The sequence below is a fragment of the Flavobacterium sp. 245 genome (genome assembly GCF_004362055.1).
Taxonomy (GTDB): Bacteria; Bacteroidota; Bacteroidia; order Flavobacteriales; family Flavobacteriaceae; genus Flavobacterium.
In genome coordinates, this window is the sequence record NZ_SNXB01000012.1 from 51,901 (window position 1) to 75,913 (window position 24,013).

The 24,013-nt window shown below is 27.7% G+C and carries 17 protein-coding genes; 15 read left to right on the plus strand and 2 right to left on the minus strand.

Annotated elements, in window-relative coordinates:
* Positions 1-25 precede the first annotated feature (25 nt).
* Entirely contained in the window at positions 26-445 is a 420-nt protein-coding gene (locus EV145_RS19315) for a single-stranded DNA-binding protein (protein WP_133526829.1), read from the minus strand.
* A gap of 818 nt (positions 446-1,263) precedes the next feature.
* On the opposite strand from EV145_RS19315, the gene EV145_RS19320 reads away from it, so the two are divergent.
* The 8 genes from EV145_RS19320 to EV145_RS19355 all read left to right on the plus strand — a co-directional run bounded on the left by EV145_RS19320 (position 1,264) and on the right by EV145_RS19355 (position 16,168).
* The gene (locus EV145_RS19320; protein ID WP_133526830.1) at positions 1,264-2,490 is read left to right on the plus strand and encodes a Shedu immune nuclease family protein; all 1,227 of its coding nucleotides are present in this window, start codon (positions 1,264-1,266) and stop codon (positions 2,488-2,490) included.
* 162 nt (positions 2,491-2,652) lie between these two features.
* Positions 2,653-3,660 carry a ComEC/Rec2 family competence protein gene (locus EV145_RS19325; protein ID WP_133526831.1) on the plus strand — a complete coding sequence of 336 codons (1,008 nt, stop codon included), beginning with the start codon at positions 2,653-2,655 and terminating at the stop codon, positions 3,658-3,660.
* Entirely contained in the window at positions 3,644-6,046 is a 2,403-nt protein-coding gene (locus EV145_RS19330) for an RNA-directed DNA polymerase (protein WP_133526832.1), read from the plus strand. The genes EV145_RS19325 and EV145_RS19330 overlap by 17 nt, the downstream gene beginning before the upstream one ends.
* Positions 6,043-7,521 carry a DNA polymerase gene (locus EV145_RS19335; protein WP_133526833.1) on the plus strand — a complete coding sequence of 493 codons (1,479 nt, stop codon included), beginning with the start codon at positions 6,043-6,045 and terminating at the stop codon, positions 7,519-7,521. The genes EV145_RS19330 and EV145_RS19335 overlap by 4 nt, the downstream gene beginning before the upstream one ends.
* Positions 7,522-7,758: 237 nt before the next feature.
* On the plus strand, positions 7,759-10,938 hold the full coding sequence (locus EV145_RS19340) for a P-loop NTPase fold protein (RefSeq protein ID WP_133526834.1): 3,180 nt from the start codon (positions 7,759-7,761) through the stop codon (positions 10,936-10,938).
* 1,057 nt (positions 10,939-11,995) lie between these two features.
* Positions 11,996-13,138, plus strand: coding sequence for a Shedu immune nuclease family protein (locus EV145_RS19345; protein ID WP_133526835.1), 1,143 nt, complete (start codon positions 11,996-11,998; stop codon positions 13,136-13,138).
* Between the two features lie 203 nt (positions 13,139-13,341).
* Positions 13,342-14,190 carry a hypothetical protein gene (locus EV145_RS19350; protein ID WP_133526836.1) on the plus strand — a complete coding sequence of 283 codons (849 nt, stop codon included), beginning with the start codon at positions 13,342-13,344 and terminating at the stop codon, positions 14,188-14,190.
* Complete coding sequence (locus EV145_RS19355; protein ID WP_133526837.1) at positions 14,171-16,168, plus strand: DEAD/DEAH box helicase; 1,998 nt, start codon at positions 14,171-14,173, stop codon at positions 16,166-16,168. Before EV145_RS19350 ends, EV145_RS19355 begins: the two co-directional genes overlap by 20 nt.
* A 704-nt stretch (positions 16,169-16,872) precedes the next feature.
* Here EV145_RS19355 and EV145_RS19360 read toward each other — a convergent pair.
* Positions 16,873-17,145: a hypothetical protein gene (locus EV145_RS19360; protein ID WP_208110919.1), complete on the minus strand. Its 273-nt coding sequence runs from the start codon at positions 17,143-17,145 to the stop codon at positions 16,873-16,875.
* A 629-nt stretch (positions 17,146-17,774) separates the two neighbouring features.
* Here EV145_RS19360 and EV145_RS19365 point away from each other — a divergent pair.
* The 7 genes from EV145_RS19365 (at position 17,775) to EV145_RS19395 (ending at position 23,925) form a co-directional block, all read left to right on the plus strand.
* Complete coding sequence (locus EV145_RS19365) at positions 17,775-17,984, plus strand: hypothetical protein (protein WP_133526838.1); 210 nt, start codon at positions 17,775-17,777, stop codon at positions 17,982-17,984.
* Positions 17,985-18,008: 24 nt separating this feature from the next.
* Complete coding sequence (locus tag EV145_RS19370) at positions 18,009-18,200, plus strand: hypothetical protein (protein ID WP_133526839.1); 192 nt, start codon at positions 18,009-18,011, stop codon at positions 18,198-18,200.
* 502 nt (positions 18,201-18,702) lie between these two features.
* Positions 18,703-18,762 carry a hypothetical protein gene (locus EV145_RS22670; protein ID WP_317128130.1) on the plus strand — a complete coding sequence of 20 codons (60 nt, stop codon included), beginning with the start codon at positions 18,703-18,705 and terminating at the stop codon, positions 18,760-18,762.
* A gap of 276 nt (positions 18,763-19,038) precedes the next feature.
* Positions 19,039-19,668: a hypothetical protein gene (locus EV145_RS19380; RefSeq protein ID WP_133526840.1), complete on the plus strand. Its 630-nt coding sequence runs from the start codon at positions 19,039-19,041 to the stop codon at positions 19,666-19,668.
* A 165-nt stretch (positions 19,669-19,833) separates the two neighbouring features.
* Complete coding sequence (locus tag EV145_RS19385) at positions 19,834-20,355, plus strand: TlpA family protein disulfide reductase (RefSeq protein ID WP_133526841.1); 522 nt, start codon at positions 19,834-19,836, stop codon at positions 20,353-20,355.
* A 6-nt stretch (positions 20,356-20,361) separates the two neighbouring features.
* Entirely contained in the window at positions 20,362-22,509 is a 2,148-nt protein-coding gene (locus tag EV145_RS19390) for a peptidase domain-containing ABC transporter (RefSeq protein WP_133526842.1), read from the plus strand.
* A gap of 1,119 nt (positions 22,510-23,628) precedes the next feature.
* Entirely contained in the window at positions 23,629-23,925 is a 297-nt protein-coding gene (locus EV145_RS19395; RefSeq protein ID WP_133526843.1) for a hypothetical protein, read from the plus strand.
* Positions 23,926-24,013: the final 88 nt, after the last annotated feature.

Here is a 24,013-nt window from a genome sequence, read left to right on the forward strand (position 1 = left end):
CTGATTTTTAAAGTTAAACATCCAATTAAAAAGGCACATCTTCCCCAGCCTTGTCTTTCCCTTCTTTAACAGCTGTTCTGCTGTTCCCGCCCTGCACACTTTCAGTCTTTTCCTTATCAGCTTTATCACTGCCTCTTTTTGCAAAAGCAATAATATTTATTGCATTAACATGAAAGTCAATGCTGCCTATCGGATTTCCTTCGCTGTTGATATACACATGCATGCCCAGTCTGCCGTTTAAAAGCACCACTGCGCCTTTCTTAACCCACTGCGCTGCTTTCATACTGAGCCAGTAGGAACAATTGATAAAAGTTGTCACCTCTTTGTACTCTGAACTTCCCGCCACCTTATAGCGGTCATTAACCGCTATGCTGAAACTCAAAACTTCTTTTTCTCCCGCACGGCGCACTGCCGCATCTGCCGTAACTCTTCCCGTAATTTCCATAACTTTGAAATTTAAAAAATGAATAAATAATTCCTTAACCACTGATCAATACCTAATGAATACTTTATGAAATACTTAGGCAATAGCTATTGATCCCTGCTTCCTTAACTCCCGCTCCGCCCTTTAAAAAAATTGTTTTCAAAAGAAAAAACGGAAAAAAAGAAAGCAAGAATCAAGTGTCAGTTAAAGGATGCGGAGTGCTATAAGTCCCGAAGGGCGGACGAAAGGAAACTGGAGTCCGTTATGCGCATGCAGCAGACGGCTGACGCTATCTTGGCTGCCCTTTTTAGCCGTTTTCAAATGAAAACTGATCTATACTAAAAATTTACTTCAATAAAACTTCCAAGCCGTGGCCTCCTAAATCCTGCAAAACTTTGCGAATCTCAAAAATCAAGAGCAGGGATAATTTAAGTCAGCGTCAAAGCTGACGGCAAAATGAACGGTTGTTGAACAACCGCCTATCTTGCCACCTATTGCCTCGGAACAAAGCTAAAAGATGATAAAAAGAGAAATTAATCTAATTTTTAAACTGGAAATAAGAATAAACAGGTATAAATACTTATTTTAATACATAATTTATTTCCATATTTTTGAATTTATATTTATTGAAACATTATGGTTTTCCGTAAAAAATATATAAAATAAAATTTAATATTTGCTTTTAAATACAATACTTTAATGGGAAATCAATTCATCATCTCAGTAAAAAAATAAAGTAAAATAATTTTCTTATTAGTTGTTTATTTTTAAGGAAGTAGATTATTTTTAATGATTTTCCGTGTTGAAATTAGAAGTTAAATTTAATCCCTCTTCCAAATATGAAAGAAATAAGAAACACAGAAAAACTAATCTTATTTGAAGAATCTTTAAAATCCGTAAAAAAAATATATAGAGTTAATAAAGATGATGTCAATAGAGAAAAGGTTTTAATCTATACTTACATCAATGGTGGTATTGAATATGAATTTGAAGGACTACTTATAAAAAAGGTAATAATCGAAGAATCTGCTGATCTACCTCTTTTTTTAAGCTCATTTGGTTATGGATTTTCAGAAAAAAGTTTCAATAATTTCTTTAAATTCAAATTTATTGATAAAAATATAGATACAATATCCTTAAGTGACTCAAAGCCTTCAGGAAGAGTAGACAATAAACTTATATTTAATCATGACGATTTGGAATTTCTATTTAAATCAATAAATCAGGAGCAAAAAGCATGTAATGACACAAAAAAAATCCTCACAAAAAATTTCATAGTTGAAATATTCCCTGCGGTAAATTTTGATCATACTGAAACTAATAATAATAAAAGTTTAATTCTTCGGAATTTAAATGATAAACTAATAGAGAAATTAACAGCGTCAGAAATTGAGCAAATTGGAAATTTCTACGTAAAAGCAACTAGGAAATTCAAGGCTAGTCACATTGTTAAGAAGATGACAGCTGGACTAATGAAAAATGCTCAAATATTAACATTGCAAGATATTATAGTTAGGTATGAAAAATTGCTCACAGATAATCCTGCTGAAATTGAATGGCAAAGGTTTTTTGATGAATTTATAACATTGTTCGATAGCCGATATGTTCATAAAATAGATTACAAAAACATAGCTACCGGCATTACAAAATATCCAGATTTAGTTTTAGTTGACATTTATGGATATTTAGATTTTTACGAATTAAAAAAAAGCGGAACACCACTAATTCAGTACGATAATAGTCATAAAACTTGGTTTTGGAGCAAAGAAGTTTCGATGGTTATTGCGCAAGTATCCGATTATCTGCAAAAGGCTAAGGAAAATGCTTTAAGTTACGCCAAAGCTATTAAAGATGAAACTGAAACTGAAATCGAACAAGGCTTAAATGTAAACATTATAAATCCTAGAGCCATCATAGTGATAGGGCACACAAGCCAATTAGATACAGACAAAAAAAGAAACCAATTTAAGAATCTAAGGGAAAGTTTAAAAGATATAGAATTTGTTCTTTATGATGAACTTCTTGAAAGACTAAAAAACCTTTTGGATACTATAAAAATCGAGTAAACAAAATCATGAACAAAGTGATTATTTTTCCTATATTTAGCAAAAGTATGCTTTAAGCCCATTTAATAAATTAATAACAAAGCATAAAAAAATCCCATCTGTTCCACCAAACTAATTCATAATTCACAAAAATAATATGACAAATTATAGTAAAGAATAATCATGGAAATAAAATTTCTTAAGGCGGGCTCAGGCGATTGCATACTATTAAAAATTGAAAATAAAAATATACTAATTGATGGTGGAAATGATAGCATATTTCTTATTGAAGAATATAACGAAATTGTACTAAGAGAGGAGCAGATTGATTTATTGATAGTAACCCATCACGATGATGATCACATTAAAGGCATACTTGACCTTTTTAAGCATATAGAAGTAAAAGGGGGCAATCCTCAAATTTTAAATATAGTTTTTAACTCCCCCAGAAAAATAACTAACAGGTTAAAAATTGAAGAAGAAACCAATCTTTTATCTTATAAGCAATCTTATGAATTGGAAAACTTTTTAATTAAGAATACTTCAATAAAATGGTTTACGTCAACCGATGAAAAGGTAAAAAGCATTTGCGAAAATATCAGCGAATCTTTACAGATTAAATTGTTTTCTCCTGACGAAGAAACATTATTAAAATATGCTTCAAACAAGGGAGCATATTTAAATAGTGATCATAGATGTGATTGGCAAACTTCATTTAAAATTCTTAATCAAAATCTAGATGATGTTAGTCAAGATTCTTCATTAAGTAATGAAACTAGTATTGTGGTTTTTGTTGAGTTTAATAATGTTAAAATATTATTAACTGGCGATATAATACCTAAATGCTTAAATACTATAATAGATATATTAAAAGAAAATGAGGATAAGTTAAAATTAGATTTTTTAAAATTACCTCATCATGCAAGTTACAGAAGTTTAAATTCAGAACTTTTACGAAAAATTAATTGTAAAAACTACATAATTTCAACTAACAGTAAAAAACATTATTTACCTAATAAAAGAGCCCTTCTAAAAATCATTAATAACAGTTCATCAAACGATCAAATCAATTTTCTATTTAATTATGGCGAAGTAATTTCTAAATTAAATATTGATAAAAAAGAATTATCTGAGTACAAAATATCATTAAATCCAAATAATAAAAACTCGGGATATGCCATTAACATCTGAAAATTTAAAAAAGTGTTCGATTAAATTGACAGCTGTTATTGCAGGTGTTCCATCTTTTGGATCCGGTGTAATTTATCAAACTCCAAGTAAATGTAATTACAACTATGTCCTTACTGCAAAACATTTACTTTCAGAAGATTCAAACACAGCATTTGAAATTAATAAAGTAAATCAAATAAAAATTGAGTGGTTTTCGGAAGATAAATTTGTAAAATTAGCTTCATTCAAAAACAACGAACTTAGGATCGATCATAATCTATTTATTTTTGAAATTGAAGATTTAGCAATAATAAAAATCAACAAGGAAGAAGGTATTTCATTCCCTTCAATTTTAGTTACTGACGAATTAGAAAATGATGAAATTAGATTTTCCAGTTGGTCAATTTTTAAAGCTAATGAAGATTCCTTACATCCTTTTAAATTTGACAGATCTGACCCCACGGAACGACGAATAGAGCTAAAAAGTAATGTCACAAAAGAATTTTTGGATGGCTTTTCAGGAAGTGGCGTTTTTATTAATGACAAAAATATTCTTTATGGTATAATTTCAAAATATCCAAATGAAGATTTCGCCAATTCAACTATTGAATGCGCTAAGATTTCTTTTGAAAAAATAAATTTAAAATTATCTAGTTTAAATCTCTTAACCTTGGATAACCAAGCAAATTATTTAAAAAGAGAATTAGATGGTAAAATTGTTGAAATTTACCAAGCTGAAATAAATGGTGCATATTTGGACTTAAATAAAGCTTTAGAAAGAGTGAGAACAGATATGCTTGATGAATGGTATTATGATTCTCTTCAATATATTGATTTATTAAAACCCGATTTCTTATTTGCGCAATTTAAAGAATATTTCTATTCAGATAAATACAAAGCCTGTAAAGCTGAAAAATTCTACGTCCCAAAAAATAATTTTACTTTAAGGGAAGCTTATATTTTGCCACTTACTGATAGGATAGTATATATGGCTATTGTTGGAGAATTATGTGATGTTATTGAAGAATCACTTATTCCAAATGTTTTTGCTTCTAGATTTAACAGTATTAATGACAGTAATTTGTTAATAAATGGAGTTGAGCAATGGATAAAAATGAGATATAAAATATCTAAAGAACTTAAAATAAAAAAAGACAACAATACTTTTAAATATAGCTGTATTTTACATGTTGATATTTTAAATTATTATGATAATATTGATAAAAAATTATTAGTTGAAAAATTAAAGAGGATAGCAATAAATGAAAATCATGTAAATACAATTAATCTTCTAAACAACTTCTTACATGATTACTCAGATAAAAGTTGTGGATTGCCTCAAAACAATGATGCATCAGCACTCCTTGCAACATTTTATTTAAATCAAGTTGATGTTTTTATGCAAAATCATACGCAAAGTTACTATCGATTTGTGGATGATATTAAAATACTATGTATAGATAAATATGAAGCTAGAAAATATTTAACACTCATTGAGAAGGAACTTAAAAGATGCCACCTATCGGTTAATTCTCAAAAAACAAAAATAATTGAAATACTTGATGATAATAAGACTGGGACTAATTTAGAAAATGTTTTATATAGAACTGAGTTCCATAATATTTATAATAGCGAATTAGAAAAAGTAAAAGTTCTTTCTAAATCCATTAATTATCAAAATAGAAATGAAGCATTTCATGCTGCTATCAAATTACTAGATGAAAACATTAACGTAGACGAAAACGAAAATGATGAGCAAAGTAGAAATTTATCTCTTTCATTAAGGATAATAGAAGATCTAGGTAGATCAAAAATTCATTTTTTGACTGACAAGAATGCCTTGTTTAAGTCTTTAAAGAAAGCTGTATCAAGCCTAAAAGACAAGCCTTGGATTACATATCAGTTATGCAAAATATTATCATTACTTGAAGATGAAGATTTTAGAACAAATTTTTTCGAAGAATTAAAAATACTTGTTTTGGATGTGAGGTATAATTTATATCCATACCAGCAATTTCAAATATGGCTATTATTATCAAAACAAAAAATTTACGATAGCGAATTAATTCAATTTTCCAGCCAAAGAGTTGAAATAAATGACAAGACTCAAACAGCCACTACCGCTTCTCAAATACTATACTTAAGTACTGTAGATAAAAATTTCAAAAGAATTCTCCTCAGAAAATTAAATGAAAATTTTACTGATGGCTATTTTCAAAATAGAGTTTCATTGATAGCATTAAGATCTTTTAATTTAATTGAGCCAAAAGAACATGCAATACATGAGAGCTTAAAAGAATCTTTTAGATTTACTTCCAAGTTTGGAAATAAAGACTTAGTCTATTATAATGATTTAGAAATAAAAGGTAGTGAATCGGAATTAATTGAACAATTATTTTCAATATGAACAAATATATAATTTGCTTTTCAGGTAATAGCTGGTTTTCTTTAGACGTTGATAGTAATGAATTTTCAGAAGAAATTAAATATAGTTATAGAAATACATATATTACTTTTCAAACATCAGATTTTATCAGGTATTTAAAATCTGAAAATAAAAAACATGTCCCGAGTATAATTAACTTAGAATCCTTTGATAAGCAATTTTCTCAATCTGGAAAAGATATTTTAGATCATACTAAATGGCATATATTAAAGTCATTAAGACGCGAAAATATAATATCACAAGATTACAAAATTGATCATGTAAAACACTTTCTTATATTGATTAAGGACTTTTACGAAAAGCTTTTTTCTAATTCAGATGAGATAGATCGATTCGATAAAATTGAAATATCTATAAATAAAATTATATATGAAACACAATTACTTGGTATAAAAGTCGATCAAGAAAAAGTTAAGATCAGATGTAAGGAATTACATTTTTACTTATACGAATTAAAAAACACACTTCAGTTTGATTATAATATTTTTCAACCTGAATATCCTGAATCTCAATTAAAATATCTGAAGAGTAAAAATTATAGAATTTTAAAATCATCAAGAAAAACTATAAGCTTATTAAGAAATAGAGATGTAATATGTAATTTATTTCACGAAATTAATAAAACTAGTCAAGATCTAAAAAGTCTAATATTTATAAATGCTAGATATGGAGGAAGTGAGTGTGTTCATCCTAATTATATTGGTTTTGGAACTATTACATCTAGAATAACAATCAAAGAGCCAAGTCTTCAAAATTTAAAAAAAACAAATCGAGACATTATAATACCAGCAACTGGAAAAAAATTGCTTTATATTGATTATTCACAATATGAAGCAGGTATCCTCGCACATTTTTCAAATGACGAAAAGCTTTTAACCTTATATAACGAAAGCGATATATATAATGATATTGCCCACAATATAATTGCAGAAGAAAACATTGACAGAAGAAAGGAAGCCAAAATTTTATTTTATAGATATTTATATGGTGACGATTTTTCAAGCAATGTGAAAAACAAAAAAAATATTGATAAATATTTTGAAGCATTTACAGGGTTGTCAGAATTTAAAAATCAGCTTATTAAAAAATGTAATGTAAGTGGCATAGCAGAAACACCATATGGAAATTATAGAAAGTTAAACTTTGATACAGAAAATGTCTGGATCTTAAGCCACTATATTCAATCAATAGCCTCATACATTTTTAAAAAAGCACTTATAGAGGTATCTGATAGAATCAAACAAGCAAGACTTCTCGTACCACTTCATGATGGAGCTTTATATGAGGTTGATGAATATTACTACGATAATATTGAAAAAGAAGTTAAAAATATTTTTATAACTGTTTTGAAAACCGAATGTCCAAGGCTTAAAAATGCAAATGCAGAAATTAAAGATTTTTATTCTCAAATAATAGATGAAGATGATTTGATTTGATTCCAAATTATTTCTTTAACAACTGCAGAAAAAAAATGCACGTTTAATGTATAAACGATCAACCACGCCAGTTTAAAATTTTGTTTTTAAAGTTATAGGCAATAGAAAATTTCGGAGAGCTGAGGATTTTTTAATTTATTCAACTGGTTATATGACCGTTAATGTTCATCTTAAAGTTTTTAAAAATCTAAATATAAAAGTATATTTTAAATGTGAGAGACTAAAAATCATCTAATTATGAAAGAAAATTCCACTAAAGTAATACAATACAATTTTTTAACAAACCAACCATTAGGCGAAGACTTATTTGAAAACAAATCGCAAGACAAAATTGCTGAAGTACTTAGTAAGAAAATAATTAATGATCCTGAATTTAAAATTATCGGCATTGATGGAGAATGGGGTTCAGGAAAAAGTAATCTTGTAAGTTTACTAGAAAAGAAACTTAAAGGCTCTCATAATTTTTTTGTTTATGATGTGTGGGGACATCAAGAAGATGAACAAAGAAAATCTATTTTAGTTGAATTAACTGAGTTTATTAAACAAGAAGATGGCTTATTAAAGAAAGACAATAAAAAAGTTTGGGATAATAATTTAAAAATTTTACTAGCTAAATCAAAAGAAACAACTACAATTAATCAGCCTTATTTAAGTGTTGGCTTTATTTTTAGTTTGTTTTCAATAGTTTACGTGCCAACAGTAAATGTTTTTAAAGATTCTCTTAAAGATTTTTTTGAAATAGAATCGTGGTTTTGGAAATTGGTATTAGTTGCGTTTCCGATTTGTATTGTATTTGGAATCTACACTTGGAATTTAATTAAAAATTGGAAAAATAAAAATGGTTTTTGGATATCTTTTAGAAATTCGGCTGAAGAAACTTTTCAAGTATATACTAATAAACAAAAAGAAGAAACAAAAATTGAGACCATTTCGGAAGATCAGCCTTCAGTAAGAGATTTTCAGAAATGGATGGAAGATATAAATAACGATTTAGAAAAAAAGCTAATAATAGTCTTTGATAATTTTGATAGATTACCTAAAAAACACATTCTTAATATATGGTCTTCTATTCACATATTTTTTGCCGAAAAAAAATATTCAAATATAAAAGTAATCATCCCCTTTGATCGGGAACATGTACAAAATGCTTTTAAAGATTTAAATGGAATAGATAGCAAATTCGGAGATGACTATGTTAATAAAACATTTGATATTGTTTTTAGAATAACCTTGCCAATTATGTCAAATTGGAAAAAATTCTTTAGCGAACAATGGAGAAAAGCTTTTATAAACACTGATGAAGATGAATTAAAGCTTGTTATACAGGTTTATGAATTTCTAAATAGAAGAATTACTCCACGAGAGATTATTTCTTTTATTAATGAGATCTTAACTATCAAATTATTAGACCCCGCTTTTAAAGAAAGGTATATTGCAATTTTTGCATTGAAAAAAGTTGAAATCTTAAAAGATCCCCTTAAAGCAATTACAAATCTAGAATATTTAAAAGGTTTAAAATCCTTTTATGAAAATGATACGGATTTTTCAAAACAAATAACAGCAATAATTTACCACATTGAAGTAGATAATGCGCTAGAACTTATTTATACTCAAGAATTAAAGGATGCTCTTAACAAAAATAATGTAGATCAGTTTAATACTATTTGCCAATCAGAATTTATCGACTCTATTTTTAACTCAGCGATTACAGAATTGGAAATTTTGGAAAATCCGATAATAACATTAGCTCAGTTGGAGGATGATTCAAAAGTTTCAACATTGCATTTAAATCAGGCATGGCAAATATTTTATCGAAAAATTTTATCGGCGAATTCAAAAATTGAAAAGTTAAAAATTGAAGATTGGCAATTAAAATTGTTAAAAAACATTTCAGATAATAATTATTTAAGCAATCTTCTACAAGGGTATGTGAAGATACTTACAGATGAAAATATTTTAGATTATGTAGAATTAATAGATAATATTAAAGGAGAAATAGATGAACAGCGTGTTTTAAACTTATTAATAGAAATATCTATTAATGCGGAGTCATTTGTGAAATTAGTTGAAAATAAAGGAGAGTATTATTCGCCTTATAAATTAAAAACGAATGAAAATGACTTGGAAAAATATCTTATTGAGATAGGCATTCAAAAAGTCTTTGATTTAAAGCAAACAAAAGTATTAGCGAAAGACTTTGATCTAAAAAAGTATAAAGAATGGTTAGTAAAAGAAAATATAAGCGTTTATGCTAATAGTAATGATATTCAATCAGCTAATAATACTTTAATAAAAATTAAAGAAAACTCTAAAAATAGTGGTGATTTAAAAAACACATTAGATGATTATGGAATTTACTATTTATATATTAATAATATTTCTTCCCCATTGCCAATTATTGATGATTTAATAGCAATGAGAATTTCTATGGGTGATAAGTTTAATATCACTTATGCAAGTCACTTTCAAGATATTCTAGATTCGGAAAATGAAAGTAAAGCTACTAAAATTGCATCATTAATTCTCTACTATATTGACTATGGCGATTTACTAGTAAAATCAAAAGATTTTAGCAGTTCACCCTTGTTTAGACAAATGGTTCTTAAATTGTTCGTGAAATCAAATTTTACCAAGAGAGCAGATATTGCAAAATTAATTGAAAATTATAAAATAATTAAGTCAAGTCTAGAAATAGGAGATTCTTTATTATTAAATGAGTTCAATAGATGGAGTGTAGAAAAATCAAAATTAGATTTGAATATACTTGATGATGAATTTATTACAGATTGTTTTACATATGCACATTTAAATATTTCAAAAAGCTTCATTGATAAGTTTAATTCAGATTTTAAAAACTTTGATGAAGATATTTATAAAGTTGTATTTAGTAAAGAGACAGATATACATTTTAGATATTTTGAAAAGTTAAATTTGGATTATCTGACACAGGCTTCTTTAGATGTTTTTCAGAAGCAATTTTTAGAGGTACTTAAAAAAAATACTAGCCTTGGAAAATTGTTAAATATTCTTAGTATTTATGATTCAAATAATGCAACTTTATCTATAATAAATACTCTGATGAACATTAGAGATGAGTACCTAAATTCAAATATTTCTTTGTCTGTAAGTACTGGTAAAGATCTACTGCCATATTTTTTAAAGTATAATTTGTTGAATGAAAAGAAAGACATTTTTAGGTTGATAATTAAAAATGAGTTTCTATCCGATAATGAATTTGTCAAGTTTTTAAGTAATAATTCTGCTGAGATTAAGGATTTATATCATAAGGCTACCGCATCAGAAAAAGAAGGATTTAGAAATACAATTAACGAAAAGAGAGAGGATGATGAATCAATTGAAGAATTAGCTAAGTTAATTGACATTAGAAAGAAACCTATTGAGAAAGAAAAAAAATAGTTTGTTCATTTTTAAAGTTAACCTTGTTTTCGAATAATGCTTATTTATCTATGTGACTTAATTTTTTAAATCGTCCACAAAATGGTTCGAGAATTGTCCCGTTAGGGCTACTAAAATAAGTTGGTAATCAATCTGATGATTTCCTCTCAAGGTTTTATTTAAACATGATTTAATTATTCTGTTATTTTATTAAGTAGCGGGAAAAAAGGACTCTAACCCCTATCCTGCAAATCTCATGAAATCATAAGAAATCAAACGACGATTAAATAATTATCCCATTCAAATAAACGCCTCCTTCCAACTACCTCCCTTTTGCCGGCCAAAACAAAAATAAAAAGTCTTAAAAAAGAAATAAAAACTAACTATCTATCTAACTAACTAACTAACTAACTAACTAACTAACTAACTAACTAACTAACTAACGTTCTGAAACTACAGCGGGTTTGGGAATAAATTAAGCCCTATTTTAAGATTTACCACCCGAGCTATAGCGAACAGACGAAGTAAATCATTCCAATACTAAAACTATTTATCCAATTAAGCTTATTAACCAAATCATATTAGGCATGATGATCCACTAGCTAAGCATTTCTATTTCTTTTAATTCTTACAATTTCTTTTTTTATTTCAGTCAATGGTTGTTTTCAACAAATCTTACCACCATGAAATAATCATGAGTTCTTATAAAAATTCGATTAATATAAAAGAGTATAAATACTTACTTAGAAACAGAAATAATTTATATATTTTTGAAATTATTTAATATATTTTTACGGCTTTCCGTAAAAATTGAATAAAACAATACTTTAATATTGCATTAAAAGAATCTAGGAAATTAAACGGTAGTCATTGACACTTAAGAAAAAACCACATTCCCAGCTATTTTTAATAGCATATTTTTAAGGCAATAGTTTTTAAGTGATTTCCAGTGTAAGTCAAAAAGAGAATATTTTGTTATAATACATTTTCTATATGAAAGAAATAAGAAATACAGAAAAACTAATCCTGTTTGAAGAATCGTTGAAATCTATAAAAAATATTTATCGAGTTAATAAAGATGATGCAAAGAGAAAAGATATTAATATATAAGCTAATAAACGGTGATATTGAATATTTATATGAAGGTTTAGTTATAAAAAAAAAAAAAATTATTGAAGAGTCTGATGAACTTCCAAATTTTTTAAGCTCTTTTGGTTACGGATTCTCAGAAAAAATCTTCAACAATTTCTTTAAATACAAATTTATTGATATCAATATAGATACAATTATTTTAAGTGAATCAAAGTCTTCCGCAAGAGAAGAAAATAAACTTATATTTAATTATGATGATTTAGAGTCCGTATTTAGATCAATAAATCAAGAGCAAAAAGCGTGTAATGACACAAAAAAAATTCTTACTAAAAATTTCGTAGTTGAAGTATTCCCTGGGGTCAATTTCGATCATACTGAAACTAATAACAATAAAAGTTTAATTCTTAGAAATTTAAATGATAAACTTATAGAAAAGTTAACAGCTTTGGAAATTGAGCAAATTGGAAATTTCTATGTTAAAGCAACTAGAAAATTTAAGGCTAGTCATGTAATAAAAAAAATGACGGCTGGTCTTATGAAAAATGCTCAAATACTAACACTTCAAGATATTATTGTTAGGTATGAAAAATTACTAGACGATAATCCTAACGAAAGTGAATGGCAAAAGTTTTTTGATGAATATATTACATTATTTGACAGTCGTTATGTCCATAAACTAGATTATAAAAACATTGCTACTGGAATCACAAAATACCCAGATTTAGTATTGGTGGATATATATGGATATTTAGATTTCTACGAATTAAAAAAGAGCGGAACTTCGTTAATACAGTATGACAGTAGTCATAAAACTTGGTTTTGGAGCAAAGAGGTTTCGATGGTTATTTCCCAAGTTTCCGACTATTTGCAAAAAGCAAAGGAAAATGCTTTAAGCTATGCAAAAAGTATTAAAGATGAAACCGAAACAGAAACCGAGCAAGGTTTAAATGTTAACATAATAAACCCTCGAGCGATAATAGTTATAGGACACACCAGTCAATTAGATACAGAAAAAAAAAGAAACCAATTTAAGAATTTGAGGGAAAGTTTAAAAGATATAGAATTTGTGCTTTATGACGAACTTCTTGAACGACTTAAAAACCTTCTGGATACGATAAAAATCGAGTGATTGGTTATGATTAATTAAAACTTGTAAAAAATAACTTACTTATAACAAATACTATTCAATTTAACGACTTTATAAGGTCTACTCATATAAGCAAAAAAAGATGACCGAAAACAAACATATAGAGTTCAAAACTTGTTGTTATAATGGCTATTGGAGTTAAAGAATTGAAACTATAAATTAATATAAACTACTAGAAAATATAAATGTCTTTAACTATAACCAATAAATCTAAGAGTAGATGTAATAAATATGAATTTAATATTTATGAACACACATTATCATTAGCTGATTTAGATACTTACATTCTTGATGTTTTATATGATGAAACAAACCTCAATTATTTATTTCAGGTTGATAAACCACTAAGCACTAATGATCGAATAAAACAACTACAAAGATTTATTGAAAATAGTTTTAAAAATAAAGAACATGAAATTAAAGATGTTGAAATTATAAAGTTTATTGATGACAATAAAATTCAATCATATTACTCTTTTTTCGCCGAAGCATTACTTGCTAGATTGAATATTCAATTTTTAGATTCCAAATTAATAATTGGAGTTATTAATGTTGGTGATAATTTGAAGGTTGTTGGAACAGGTGCAGATGTATGCATGTTCAGTGACGACAAACTAGTACTTGGTGAAGCTAAATTTTATGGAGAACTATATGGTGGGGTTGATAAAATTATAAAAGACACATCATTTCTTAGTAAACTAGAGGATTATATTTCAAAAGTAATCGGATCTGATAAAGAGATAATTTTAAAAGGTATTGATGGGAATATTTGTATAAAAACTGTTGAGGAAATAAAAAAAATATCTTTAATATTATCTGGATTTGTTTTGCATACAAAAGAAGATCCTGTTAGTAATTATGACAAGTCATATAATCTAGTAGAAAAGATTAAAATTAAAGAACTAGAAGCTCATTATAATGTTCATCTATATCATTTACCAATAGAATCTAAAAATGAATTAATCTTTAAAGCTCAAAGAAAAGCTTTAGATTTAATAATTAAATTGAGAGGGTATGATAAATCAAAAAGATAGAGAAGAAGTTATTAAACTTTTAGATAACTCAGATGAAAGTGTAACATTAGAGGATTTGTTCATGTTTGACTTATCTCCTTATTATAATGAAAAGAAAGATGAGTCTTTCTTTTCTAAACAACTTGAATTTATACAAGAAAAAAATGAATTAAGTCATAATAAAAAAATTTCATTTACATTTGAACAAATTAGAATTTATAATGGAATAGTTGAGAATAATAGAACTATAATTTCTGCTCCAACAAGTTTTGGTAAAACGATGCTCGTTAAGGAGTATATTTTTAATCATCAGCCCAATATTATAGTTTTTATTGTGCCAACTAATTCATTAGCGGATGAGTTGCTGGAAGATTTCACAACCTTATTCTCTGATTTAGAATATACTATTTTTGACTCTATAAAAAAAGCTGAAACAGTAAATGATAAAAGCATTTTTATAGGAACACAAGAAAAGTATTACAAAATACTAGAGTATTACATTGATAAAATAGACTTGTTTGTAATTGATGAAGCTTATAAGCTGTCTGATCAAATAAAAGGAAGTAGAGAAGTTATACTAAATCGTGTTTTTATTGATACAATTAATATTTCTAAACAAATTATCTTATTAATGCCTTTGGTCAATTCTATCAATGGATTAGAGCAATTAAAGTTTAATATTTTAAAATCAGATTATGCTCCTGTAGCTAAATATTTTAATTCAATTGAACACTTAGATCAGAGGATAAAAGAAGATATACAAAATGTAGAAAAAAATAATCTTATATATTTTAGTTCACCCAAAAAATTAGAGGATTTCTATATTAAAAATTTAAAAGAAATTGAATTACCAATTGAAATTACAGATATATGGGTAAAAAGAGTTGAAGATGATTTTCATCCCGATTGGCTCCCAATTCAAGCGTTAAAAATTGGTATAGGTGTACATTACGGTCCTATGCCAAAATTTATTCAAAAAAAAGTAATTGATTTATTCAATAACTCATTAATTAAAAACTTACTTTCTACAAGTTCTATTATTGAAGGAGTAAATACTCCAACAGAAAGTATTTATATCGTATCATCTAAGGATATACTTGGGAATAAAAATTTAGTTAAGTATAAAAATTTAATAGGAAGAGCTGGAAGGTTAGGTCAACACAAAGTTGGATATATATATTATGATACAAAACATAAAGAGCAATTTGAAAAAGCCAATATTCCTTATGAACAAATTGATATAGTATTTGTACTAGAGAATAGCGCTGAAATTATTGAAATTAATAGGGAAGATTCATTTGATAAAGCATTAGACCTAAGTAAAGATTCATCTAATGAAAACCCGAGTACACCAAAACCCTATTTAGAACATTCTAATTATGAAAATGTGCCTCAAATTGAGGTAAGTAAATTGTTGAATAAACATGGTTTCACTGTAAATCAATTAAAAATATTTCTGGATTATGTTCAGACAAAGCCCAAGTATTTTCTTGGAATCATTGGAAAGATTGAACATGGAATTGATACAGATTGTTTTAATATTGTTCTAAACTCTAGGTTTGCAACTTTTACAGCAATGGTTGATGAATTAGCACCTAAAAAAAGGAATATAGATATATCTCAAATTATATCTTCTCTAATAGAAATGATTTATAATATTATACCATTTAAGATTATACCCTTGATAAATTTCACCATTGACATCAATGATTTGTATAATGAATATAATGGTATAAATTTATTATCAGATGATGTAATTAAAGAAGCAAACAAAAAGAAAGCTCAATTTTATTCTAAATTTATTGGTATTGATAACCCTAAAAATGAATCATTAATAATTATCAATAAATTATTTGAATATGGAATTCCTTATCAAAGAGTAAAACCTTATTTAGAAATCATTACAGAAAAGCTACCAAATAAATTTTCTATCTATGATATAAAAAAAATAATATTTGCTGATCAATCCATGAATGACCTTAGAGTTTATTTTGAATAAATAGTTTCGGTCATGCTAATTTTTTTTATTTCTGTACACTATACAAGCTGTATAACTAATTCCTGTTTATATTCAGAGCCTTTCATATAAATTTAATTTCAAATTGGTTTTTTATATTTACGATTTCATTTTTTCTAAGGGAACATTACGTCCAACTTGTTTATATATGAGAAAATCACACAAAGCGATTCAAATTTGGGTAGATATCTGTGACAAATTTACACATTATCAAAAGATCTTTTATCCACGATATTTGGCATCTATATGAGTGGCTATGTAAACAAAAACAAGAGAAAATTTTAAAAAGCGAATTTTAAAATCTTATAATAATCTAAGATAATCTGGTTAGATAAGTAAATGATTCCCACTACTAAAAAGAAAACACCATTTGAAAAAGATGGTGTTTTTTTATTTTAAATTATAGCTTGGCAGGCTCATATCCGCCGCCGCGGACACAAATTCAAGTCCTGTTCCCGCTACTAAAGACAAAAAGCTTCAGAGAAATCTGGAGCTTTTTTTTGTTTAATCCTATTTGTCAACTTTTCATTGTGTTCATGAACGGGAAGTTAAAACTCACAACATATTTATATTTTTTTTCAAAGCATAAACAAGCCAGATATATATTTTTTTCTTGTGCCTGATATAAGTACACAGTTCATCAACTTCATAAATATTGCCTTTGCTGATAATTGGCTTAACAATATTCATGGCAATTGAAACAGTCCTTTTCGGTAATATTGTGGCTGATATAACCATAATAATCTCGCTGTGCTTCTTATTCCTAAACCTTCTTTTGTTAATTGAACTATATTTCCATCAATACAAGATTTGTAATCTTGATTAGCATAATTTTCAACTCTTGTCCTTCTGCAAAGCTTAAAAATATATCTTTGATTACCTGACTTTGTTTTTTCATATTTTATCATGTTTTTAATTTCACCAACACATCTGTAACATTTAGTAGAGTTTAAGCCCATTTTTTACGATTTAAGACATTATAAAATAAAAAAACAACCCGAAGGTTGTTTTGATTTCTTTGCGACATTACCACAAATCATTGATTATCTGCAAATGTTAGATAGAATAATTAACCACCAACACATCTGATACATTACCCAATCTAACTATAGGCATAAAAAAAATACCTATCTCCTAAAGTAATTAAGATTTTTTTACGTTAATCTCTGAAACAAAACGTTAAAACGTAAAATCGCCCGTAAACTACTTTTTAATTTGAACTCTCTAAAAGAGAAACTACATTTAGTATATAATATTCTTTTCTTAGAAAAGATGTACAAAATAGTTTGAAAAAAATGTGACTCTAAGTAACCATGATATGTAGCAATAGTACATTACATTTTAATAATTGTGTTTAAAAAAATAGAATGTTAGCAAGATTTATGAAAAAAAGACATTAATAAAGGAATACACTACACTTTATTCTTAATAATATACGATTTTTCATTTTTATAAATTACAACAACCTAAAATATAACAAATACTGTAAACAGTTAAAATATTAATTTATAAAAAAAATCAATTTCTTATATTTTTACAAACAACTATACTATAAAATCATTATTAACAATTTAATTTTTACATACTTATGAAAAAATTAGAATTAATTCAGATGGAGAATTTAGAAGCAATGAAAGGAGGATTTCTTACCTCTTTTTCTTGCGCAATGGGAGTGTTCGGAGCCATTGGACTTACTGCGGCAACTGGAGGATTAGCCGCTCCCATAGCAGCAGGAGCAGGAGCACTTGCCTGTGGATATTCTGTTGGACATGGATTAGACACAGGAAATTGGTGGTAATATAAATAACTAAAAAAATAGATAATGAAATCAATTGAATTAAATGAAATGACCTCAATCACTGGAGGATCTGCAAGCCAAGTAATTGGTGGTATTTGCATTGCAACAGGACTTTCAAGACTTGCTGGTCTTTTTACACCAGCAGCACCTGTCGCAGCGGGAATAACAATAGGATGTGCCATAAATGCAATAGGTGGCAATCAAGGATGGTGGTAAATCAAATAACCTAAGCTATAAACCTTAAGAAAAACAATTTTTTCTTAAGGTTTATCATTAAATCTAGAATAAACCATCTTGTCTTTTTTAATTATAAAACTTAGTAATCAATGAATTCTAAAATCATCAAATATCTTGCTCTTATATTAATTTGTTTGGATTTAACAATTTATTTCATAAATCCTGATTATAATTTAGCACGATTTCTAACAGTAATAGCTTTAATACTTTTATTCAAAGACGATTTTAAAAAAAATAATTAGAAGACTTATGCAGGAACAAGCTTCAATATGAATTTTAATCATCATAAAAATATGAGTAACGGATCTATAACAATGGCATTACTTGTTATAATAATTGCATTAGGCTATAGATATAAAACTTACAGGGATAAAAAATGATGTCTTTATTACAATTGCACTATTGATGACCTTAAGCTTAAAATTTAAGGTCATCAATTAAAAAACATTTAATTATCGGAAGATTAGGAACAACTGAAATCATTTTACTACTTTTTGTTCTTTTACTGCTTTTTGGAGGAAAAAAAATCCAGAACTCATGAAAAAAGATTAAGTAATGGTTTAAAAGAATTTAAAAATGCAAAAGAAGGCAGCTCAAATAAAAAATGATGCAGATAAATGAACCAAAAACTATATCGTTATGAATTTCTTCTTCAAAACTTGTACAATCTCGTTTTTTCTAATCTTACTTGGTATTAAATTTAATTTTTAAATTTTTCCCAAAAGACACAAACAAAACACTCGGTATATTTATATTTACTCTTCTATATTTTTTTACAAGAAAAAAGTCTAAAAATTAATATCCTTACTTAACATATATGAAATCTCCATTTATAAAGTGGTTAGTGCTTTCTTTTGTCTCAATTTTAATTGTTGAAATTTTTAAAAAAGCAACACATTTTGATGATCTGTTTTACAACTCACTTTCAGAACAACTTACCTTTCAACAAGTCGAAAATTTACTTAGCTTTCAAAAAAAATGGGAATGGGTTGGTTATGTATTCATACCTGTTTTTCTTTTAATCAAAACCAGCATAATTGCAACAATACTCTATATTGGTTTATTCTTCTCGCAAAAAGATTTAAAATTTAGGAATCTTTGGGATATTGTCTTAAAAGCTGAATTCATTTTTTTGTTAGTTCCTGTTTTCAAAATAATTTGGTTTACTTTTTTTCAAACCAATTATACTTTAGAATATGTTCAATATTTCTATCCGCTATCAGCTTTAAACATAGTTGGATATAAAGAACTGGAAACCTGGTTTATATACCCATTTCAAACTCTTAATTTATTTGAACTTGCTTATATTGTCTATTTAGGATATCAAGTAGGGCAACTCACCAGCACGAATGCAGATCGTGGTCTAAAAATGGTGGGGTATAGCTATGTACCGTCTTTATTACTTTGGGTAGTAACTATAATGTTTTTTACGCTTAATTATTCATAAAATGGAACATTATAAGAAATTTTCGCTAATAATCTATTCTCTAATTATTTTAATTCATACCATCCTCTATCTATTTTTTGATGAAAGTTTCAAATCTTTTTGCTTTGGTTCTATACCAATGATTCTTATGATCATTGCTGTACTAATGAATAAATTAGAAAAAAAATGAAAAAGTATCTAAAAATAATATTGGCATTAGCTTTTATAAGTATTCTTTCTTTTTTTGCCTATCAAATAATTACAAAAATAAATCACAAAAAAGAAGTAGCAGAGAACATCAAAACTATCCCTGAATTTATATATCAAAACATAAATGGAGGGAATTTTACCAATAAAAATTTAAAAGAAGGTATTCCAAATTTGTTTGTTTACTTTAATAGTGAATGCGAATATTGCAACGAAGAAGCTAAGATTATTAAGCAAAATATTGACAAATTCAAAAACATTCAACTCATTTTTGTTTCGCTTGAAAAACCACAACTCATCAAAATGTTTGCTGTAAAGCATCAACTTACGGCATATAATAACGTTCATTTTTTATGTGACAGTAAAGTTACTTTTGCTACTACTTTTGATGTGAAGTCTTTGCCTTGTTTGGTTTTATACGACAAAAATCAAAAACTAATTGAAAAAATAAAAGGACAAACCAAAACCGAAATTCTTCTCAAAAAACTGACTTCAGAATAAACCACAATGAACTTAAAGCATATCGAAAAAACACATACGCTACAACTTGACCAATCAGATTGTGGTGTTGCTTGCTTAATAAGCATCATAAAACTTTATGACGGCAATAATGTTATCGAGAAAATCCGTGAACTAAGCGGCACAACCAAACAGGGCACAACCATGTTGGGTCTGTATCAAGCTGCCAACAAGCTAGGTTTTACCGCCGAGGGGTGCGAAGCAGATACTCAGGCTCTTATAGATCACAAAGAACCCGTCATTCTTCATGTTTTAATAGAAAACCAACTCAAACATTATGTAGTTTGCTATGAGTATGATGAAACAAAGGGTTTCTTAATTGGCGACCCTGGAAAAGGTGTTCTCTATTTATCAAAAAATGAATTAGAAAAAATTTGGGTTTCAAAAACCTGTCTTACTCTTAAGCCAAATGAAACTTTTGTTAAAGAAAAAGAAGAAAGAAATACGCAACGAAAATGGTTTTTAGAAATCATAAAAGAAGATTACAAGCTTTTATGGATTAGTATTTTATTAGGTGTATTTGTTGCCGGCCTGGGAATGGCGATGTCTCTTTTTTCGCAGAAACTAATTGATGATATTTTGCCCTCTCATAATATTAAAAAATTAATTTCAGGAATTGGGTTATTGTCTATTTTATTATTGGCAAGAGTAGGAATTGCTGTATTGAGAGAATTCTTTTTATTACAGCAATCCAAAGATTTTAACAACAGGATCAACAATCAGTTTTTCGATTCACTTTTGCATTTGCCAAAACCATTCTTTGATACTAGAAAAATTGGAGAACTGGTCGCTCGATTAAATGACACGCAACGTATACAGAGCGTTATAAAAACGCTAACGAGTTCTTTGGTAATTGATGTTTTGGTTGCTCTAATTTCATTAAGTTTTTTATTCAGCTATTCCTGGAAACTAGGGTTAATTTCATTTCTAAGTTTACCTATTTACTTTTTTATAATTTACAGAATTAATAAAAAAATCATTAATGCGCAAAAAGAAGTAATGCAAAGTTATGCTTTCAACGAAGCCAATTACATCAATACTATTCAAGGAATTTCAACTATAAAAAATCATAATAAACAAGAAATTTTCAGCAAAGCAAACAATGTAATTTTCGCTAATTTTCAAGACAAAATATTCAATCTTGGAAAGATACACATCACACTTTCCTGGCAGTCAGGCTTAGCGAGTGTTATATTTCTAATTGGCATTTTAATTTATACATCAATACAAGTTTTTAATAAGGAAATAAAAACGGGAGAGCTAATTTCTATTTTAGGGATTGTTGGTTCGTTATTACCGTCTATTGCTAATCTGGCTTTGATTGCAATTCCAATTAATGAAGCCAAAATTGCTTTTAACCGAATGTATGAATTTACATCTATTGAAAAAGAAAAAAAAGAAGGATTTGAAATTTCAAAAATTGAGCAAATCTCTATTCAAAATCTTTCCTTTCGTTTTGCAGGAAGAAGCGAGTTATTCAACAATGTAAATATTGAAATCAACAGAGGGCAGTTTATTGCTATTGTTGGTGAAAGTGGTAGCGGAAAGAGCACTTTAGGTCAAATATTACAACGATTTTATAATTTCGAAAACGGAAATATCATTATAAACAACGAACACCAACTTTCAGAAATTAAACTGGAAAACTATAGAAACCTAATCGGTGTCATTCCGCAAGAAATAACTATTTTTAATGGTAATGTTGTTGATAATATTTTGCTTGGAGCCACTGCTACTCCAGAAAATTTAATAGAATTTATTAAACATTATGGTTTTGATCACTATTTCGATCAACTCCCACAAGGAATGGGAACAATTTTAGGAGAAGAAGGAATAAATTTATCTGGCGGACAAAAGCAAATTATTGCTTTAGCCAGAGTCTTACACAAAAAACCGCAATTTCTAATACTGGATGAAGCAACCGCTGCAATGGATAGAAACACAGAGAATTTTACAATGGATTTATTTCAAAAAATAAAAACAAATTGTTCCATATTTTTTATTTCCCACCGTTTAAACATGCTAAAAAACGTTGCAGACCCTATTTATGTCTTAAAAGACAAAACAATAACGCATTCTGGTAATCATGAAGATTTAATGAAATCTTCTAATTTTTACAGTGAGTACTGGAACTAGAATAAAACAGATTGCTATGGTTAATGCTAAAACTCAAGTTTGGTAAAAAAAGACTAAAAAAAAAATTAAATATAATTTCTCCCACACTTCCTCTTCTACTAAATATCTGGAGTGGATATATAAATAAAATTAAGATGCTAAGGCTATAACTTTATTATAATCTTCTATTAACTTGTTAAATAATTGTATGCTTCCCGCTAGTGAACAAAAAGAATTTATTGAATTTAAATTTCACTCAAATTCTTTAAATCCTCCAACAAAAGGTTCGGATTTTGTACCGTTAAGGTCCCGCTACATAATAAAATAACAGATTTAAATAAAATCTTGAGAGGAAATCTTCAGATTGATTACCAGCTTGTCTTAGTAGCGGGAACAGGACACTAACCTGCATCTGGCAGACCTTATTTAATCATACGAAATCAAACGACGACTAACTAATTATCCAATTCAAATAAACGCCCACTCTATCAAGCCTCCCATTCACCGGCCAAAATCAAAATATAACAATCTTAAAATAATGATAAATTTCTATGGTCAATTTGCGAAAGCGGCTTTATGACAAAGAGAACAGGAATGTATGGGGACTTTTTAGGCTGAACGAATTATCCGCACTGCAGAAATACAATAAAACTGTAATAGACCTTAAAAAGAAAAAATAATATAAGTCCTGCCTCGAAAATGCATGTTGTGTTGGAATCGAAGGCATCCTTCGCATTATCGTTTCAGAGACATGAGGTGTAATTTGTCTAAAACCATGTAATTTCACAGATTTTATTAATTATTCATCGAAAAGAGACTAACGCTACAAAAAGAACTTAAAGAAATTACTTAAGAGAAGTAGTCCGTTAATACAAGAATTTAATCCGTTAATACAAGAACTCGACCGTTAACTACTTTGCGATTGGAACCGTGTAAAAAAATAACATAAATTCATCATTAAATTTTAACAAAAGGAACCTTAATTTCATATTAACTAAATAACAAATTATGAGGATGACAAGAAAAGTCGTTTTATTTATCAGCCTTTTGGCCACATCACAGCAATTTTTTGCACAGCAAACGATTCAAGATAAGCAAAATGAAGAAACTGCCTTCAAAAAAATTGAAGTTGACAAGCAATTGAATGAATTAGATAAAAAACAAAATGAATTAAAGAAAGCTGAGAGAAAGGCCAAAAATTACAAGGGAAAAATTGAAAGTGCTCAAAATAATATTGAAAAAATCAAAAAGAAAATAAATTCTAAATTAGAAAAAAATCAAAAGTTAAAAAATGAAATAGAAAATCATAAGATTCCTGATGACAAAATTTATAAAGCGGAAATCAAATCAAAAGAGCAGGAACTTGAAATTTTGAAACTTCAATCAAAATTAAGCGAACAACAAAAAGATTTAAATGAAATTTTAGATTCAAATTAGGTCCTTTTACTTTATTCTGAGAAAAAAATATCAGGGTTAAACCATAAAATAGAAGAGGCAGTTCCACTGCCTCTTCTCATTCTACAAT

Bases quoted from the DNA above. Each gene is read 5' to 3' on its own strand.
- EV145_RS19390 (WP_133526842.1), top strand. From the start codon at position 20,362: ATGAACTTAAAGCATATCGAAAAAACACATACGCTACAACTTGACCAA.
- EV145_RS19365 (WP_133526838.1), top strand. From the start codon at position 17,775: ATGAAAAAATTAGAATTAATTCAGATGGAGAATTTAGAAGCAATGAAA.
- EV145_RS19350 (WP_133526836.1), top strand. From the start codon at position 13,342: ATGTCTTTAACTATAACCAATAAATCTAAGAGTAGATGTAATAAATAT.
- EV145_RS19335 (WP_133526833.1), top strand. From the start codon at position 6,043: ATGAACAAATATATAATTTGCTTTTCAGGTAATAGCTGGTTTTCTTTA.
- EV145_RS19370 (WP_133526839.1), top strand. From the start codon at position 18,009: ATGAAATCAATTGAATTAAATGAAATGACCTCAATCACTGGAGGATCT.
- EV145_RS19320 (WP_133526830.1), top strand. From the start codon at position 1,264: ATGAAAGAAATAAGAAACACAGAAAAACTAATCTTATTTGAAGAATCT.
- EV145_RS19315 (WP_133526829.1), bottom strand. From the start codon at position 445: ATGGAAATTACGGGAAGAGTTACGGCAGATGCGGCAGTGCGCCGTGCG.
- EV145_RS19340 (WP_133526834.1), top strand. From the start codon at position 7,759: ATGAAAGAAAATTCCACTAAAGTAATACAATACAATTTTTTAACAAAC.
- EV145_RS19345 (WP_133526835.1), top strand. From the start codon at position 11,996: ATGATGCAAAGAGAAAAGATATTAATATATAAGCTAATAAACGGTGAT.
- EV145_RS19325 (WP_133526831.1), top strand. From the start codon at position 2,653: ATGGAAATAAAATTTCTTAAGGCGGGCTCAGGCGATTGCATACTATTA.
- EV145_RS19330 (WP_133526832.1), top strand. From the start codon at position 3,644: ATGCCATTAACATCTGAAAATTTAAAAAAGTGTTCGATTAAATTGACA.
- EV145_RS19380 (WP_133526840.1), top strand. From the start codon at position 19,039: ATGAAATCTCCATTTATAAAGTGGTTAGTGCTTTCTTTTGTCTCAATT.
- EV145_RS19355 (WP_133526837.1), top strand. From the start codon at position 14,171: ATGATAAATCAAAAAGATAGAGAAGAAGTTATTAAACTTTTAGATAAC.
- EV145_RS19385 (WP_133526841.1), top strand. From the start codon at position 19,834: ATGAAAAAGTATCTAAAAATAATATTGGCATTAGCTTTTATAAGTATT.
- EV145_RS19360 (WP_208110919.1), bottom strand. From the start codon at position 17,145: ATGGGCTTAAACTCTACTAAATGTTACAGATGTGTTGGTGAAATTAAA.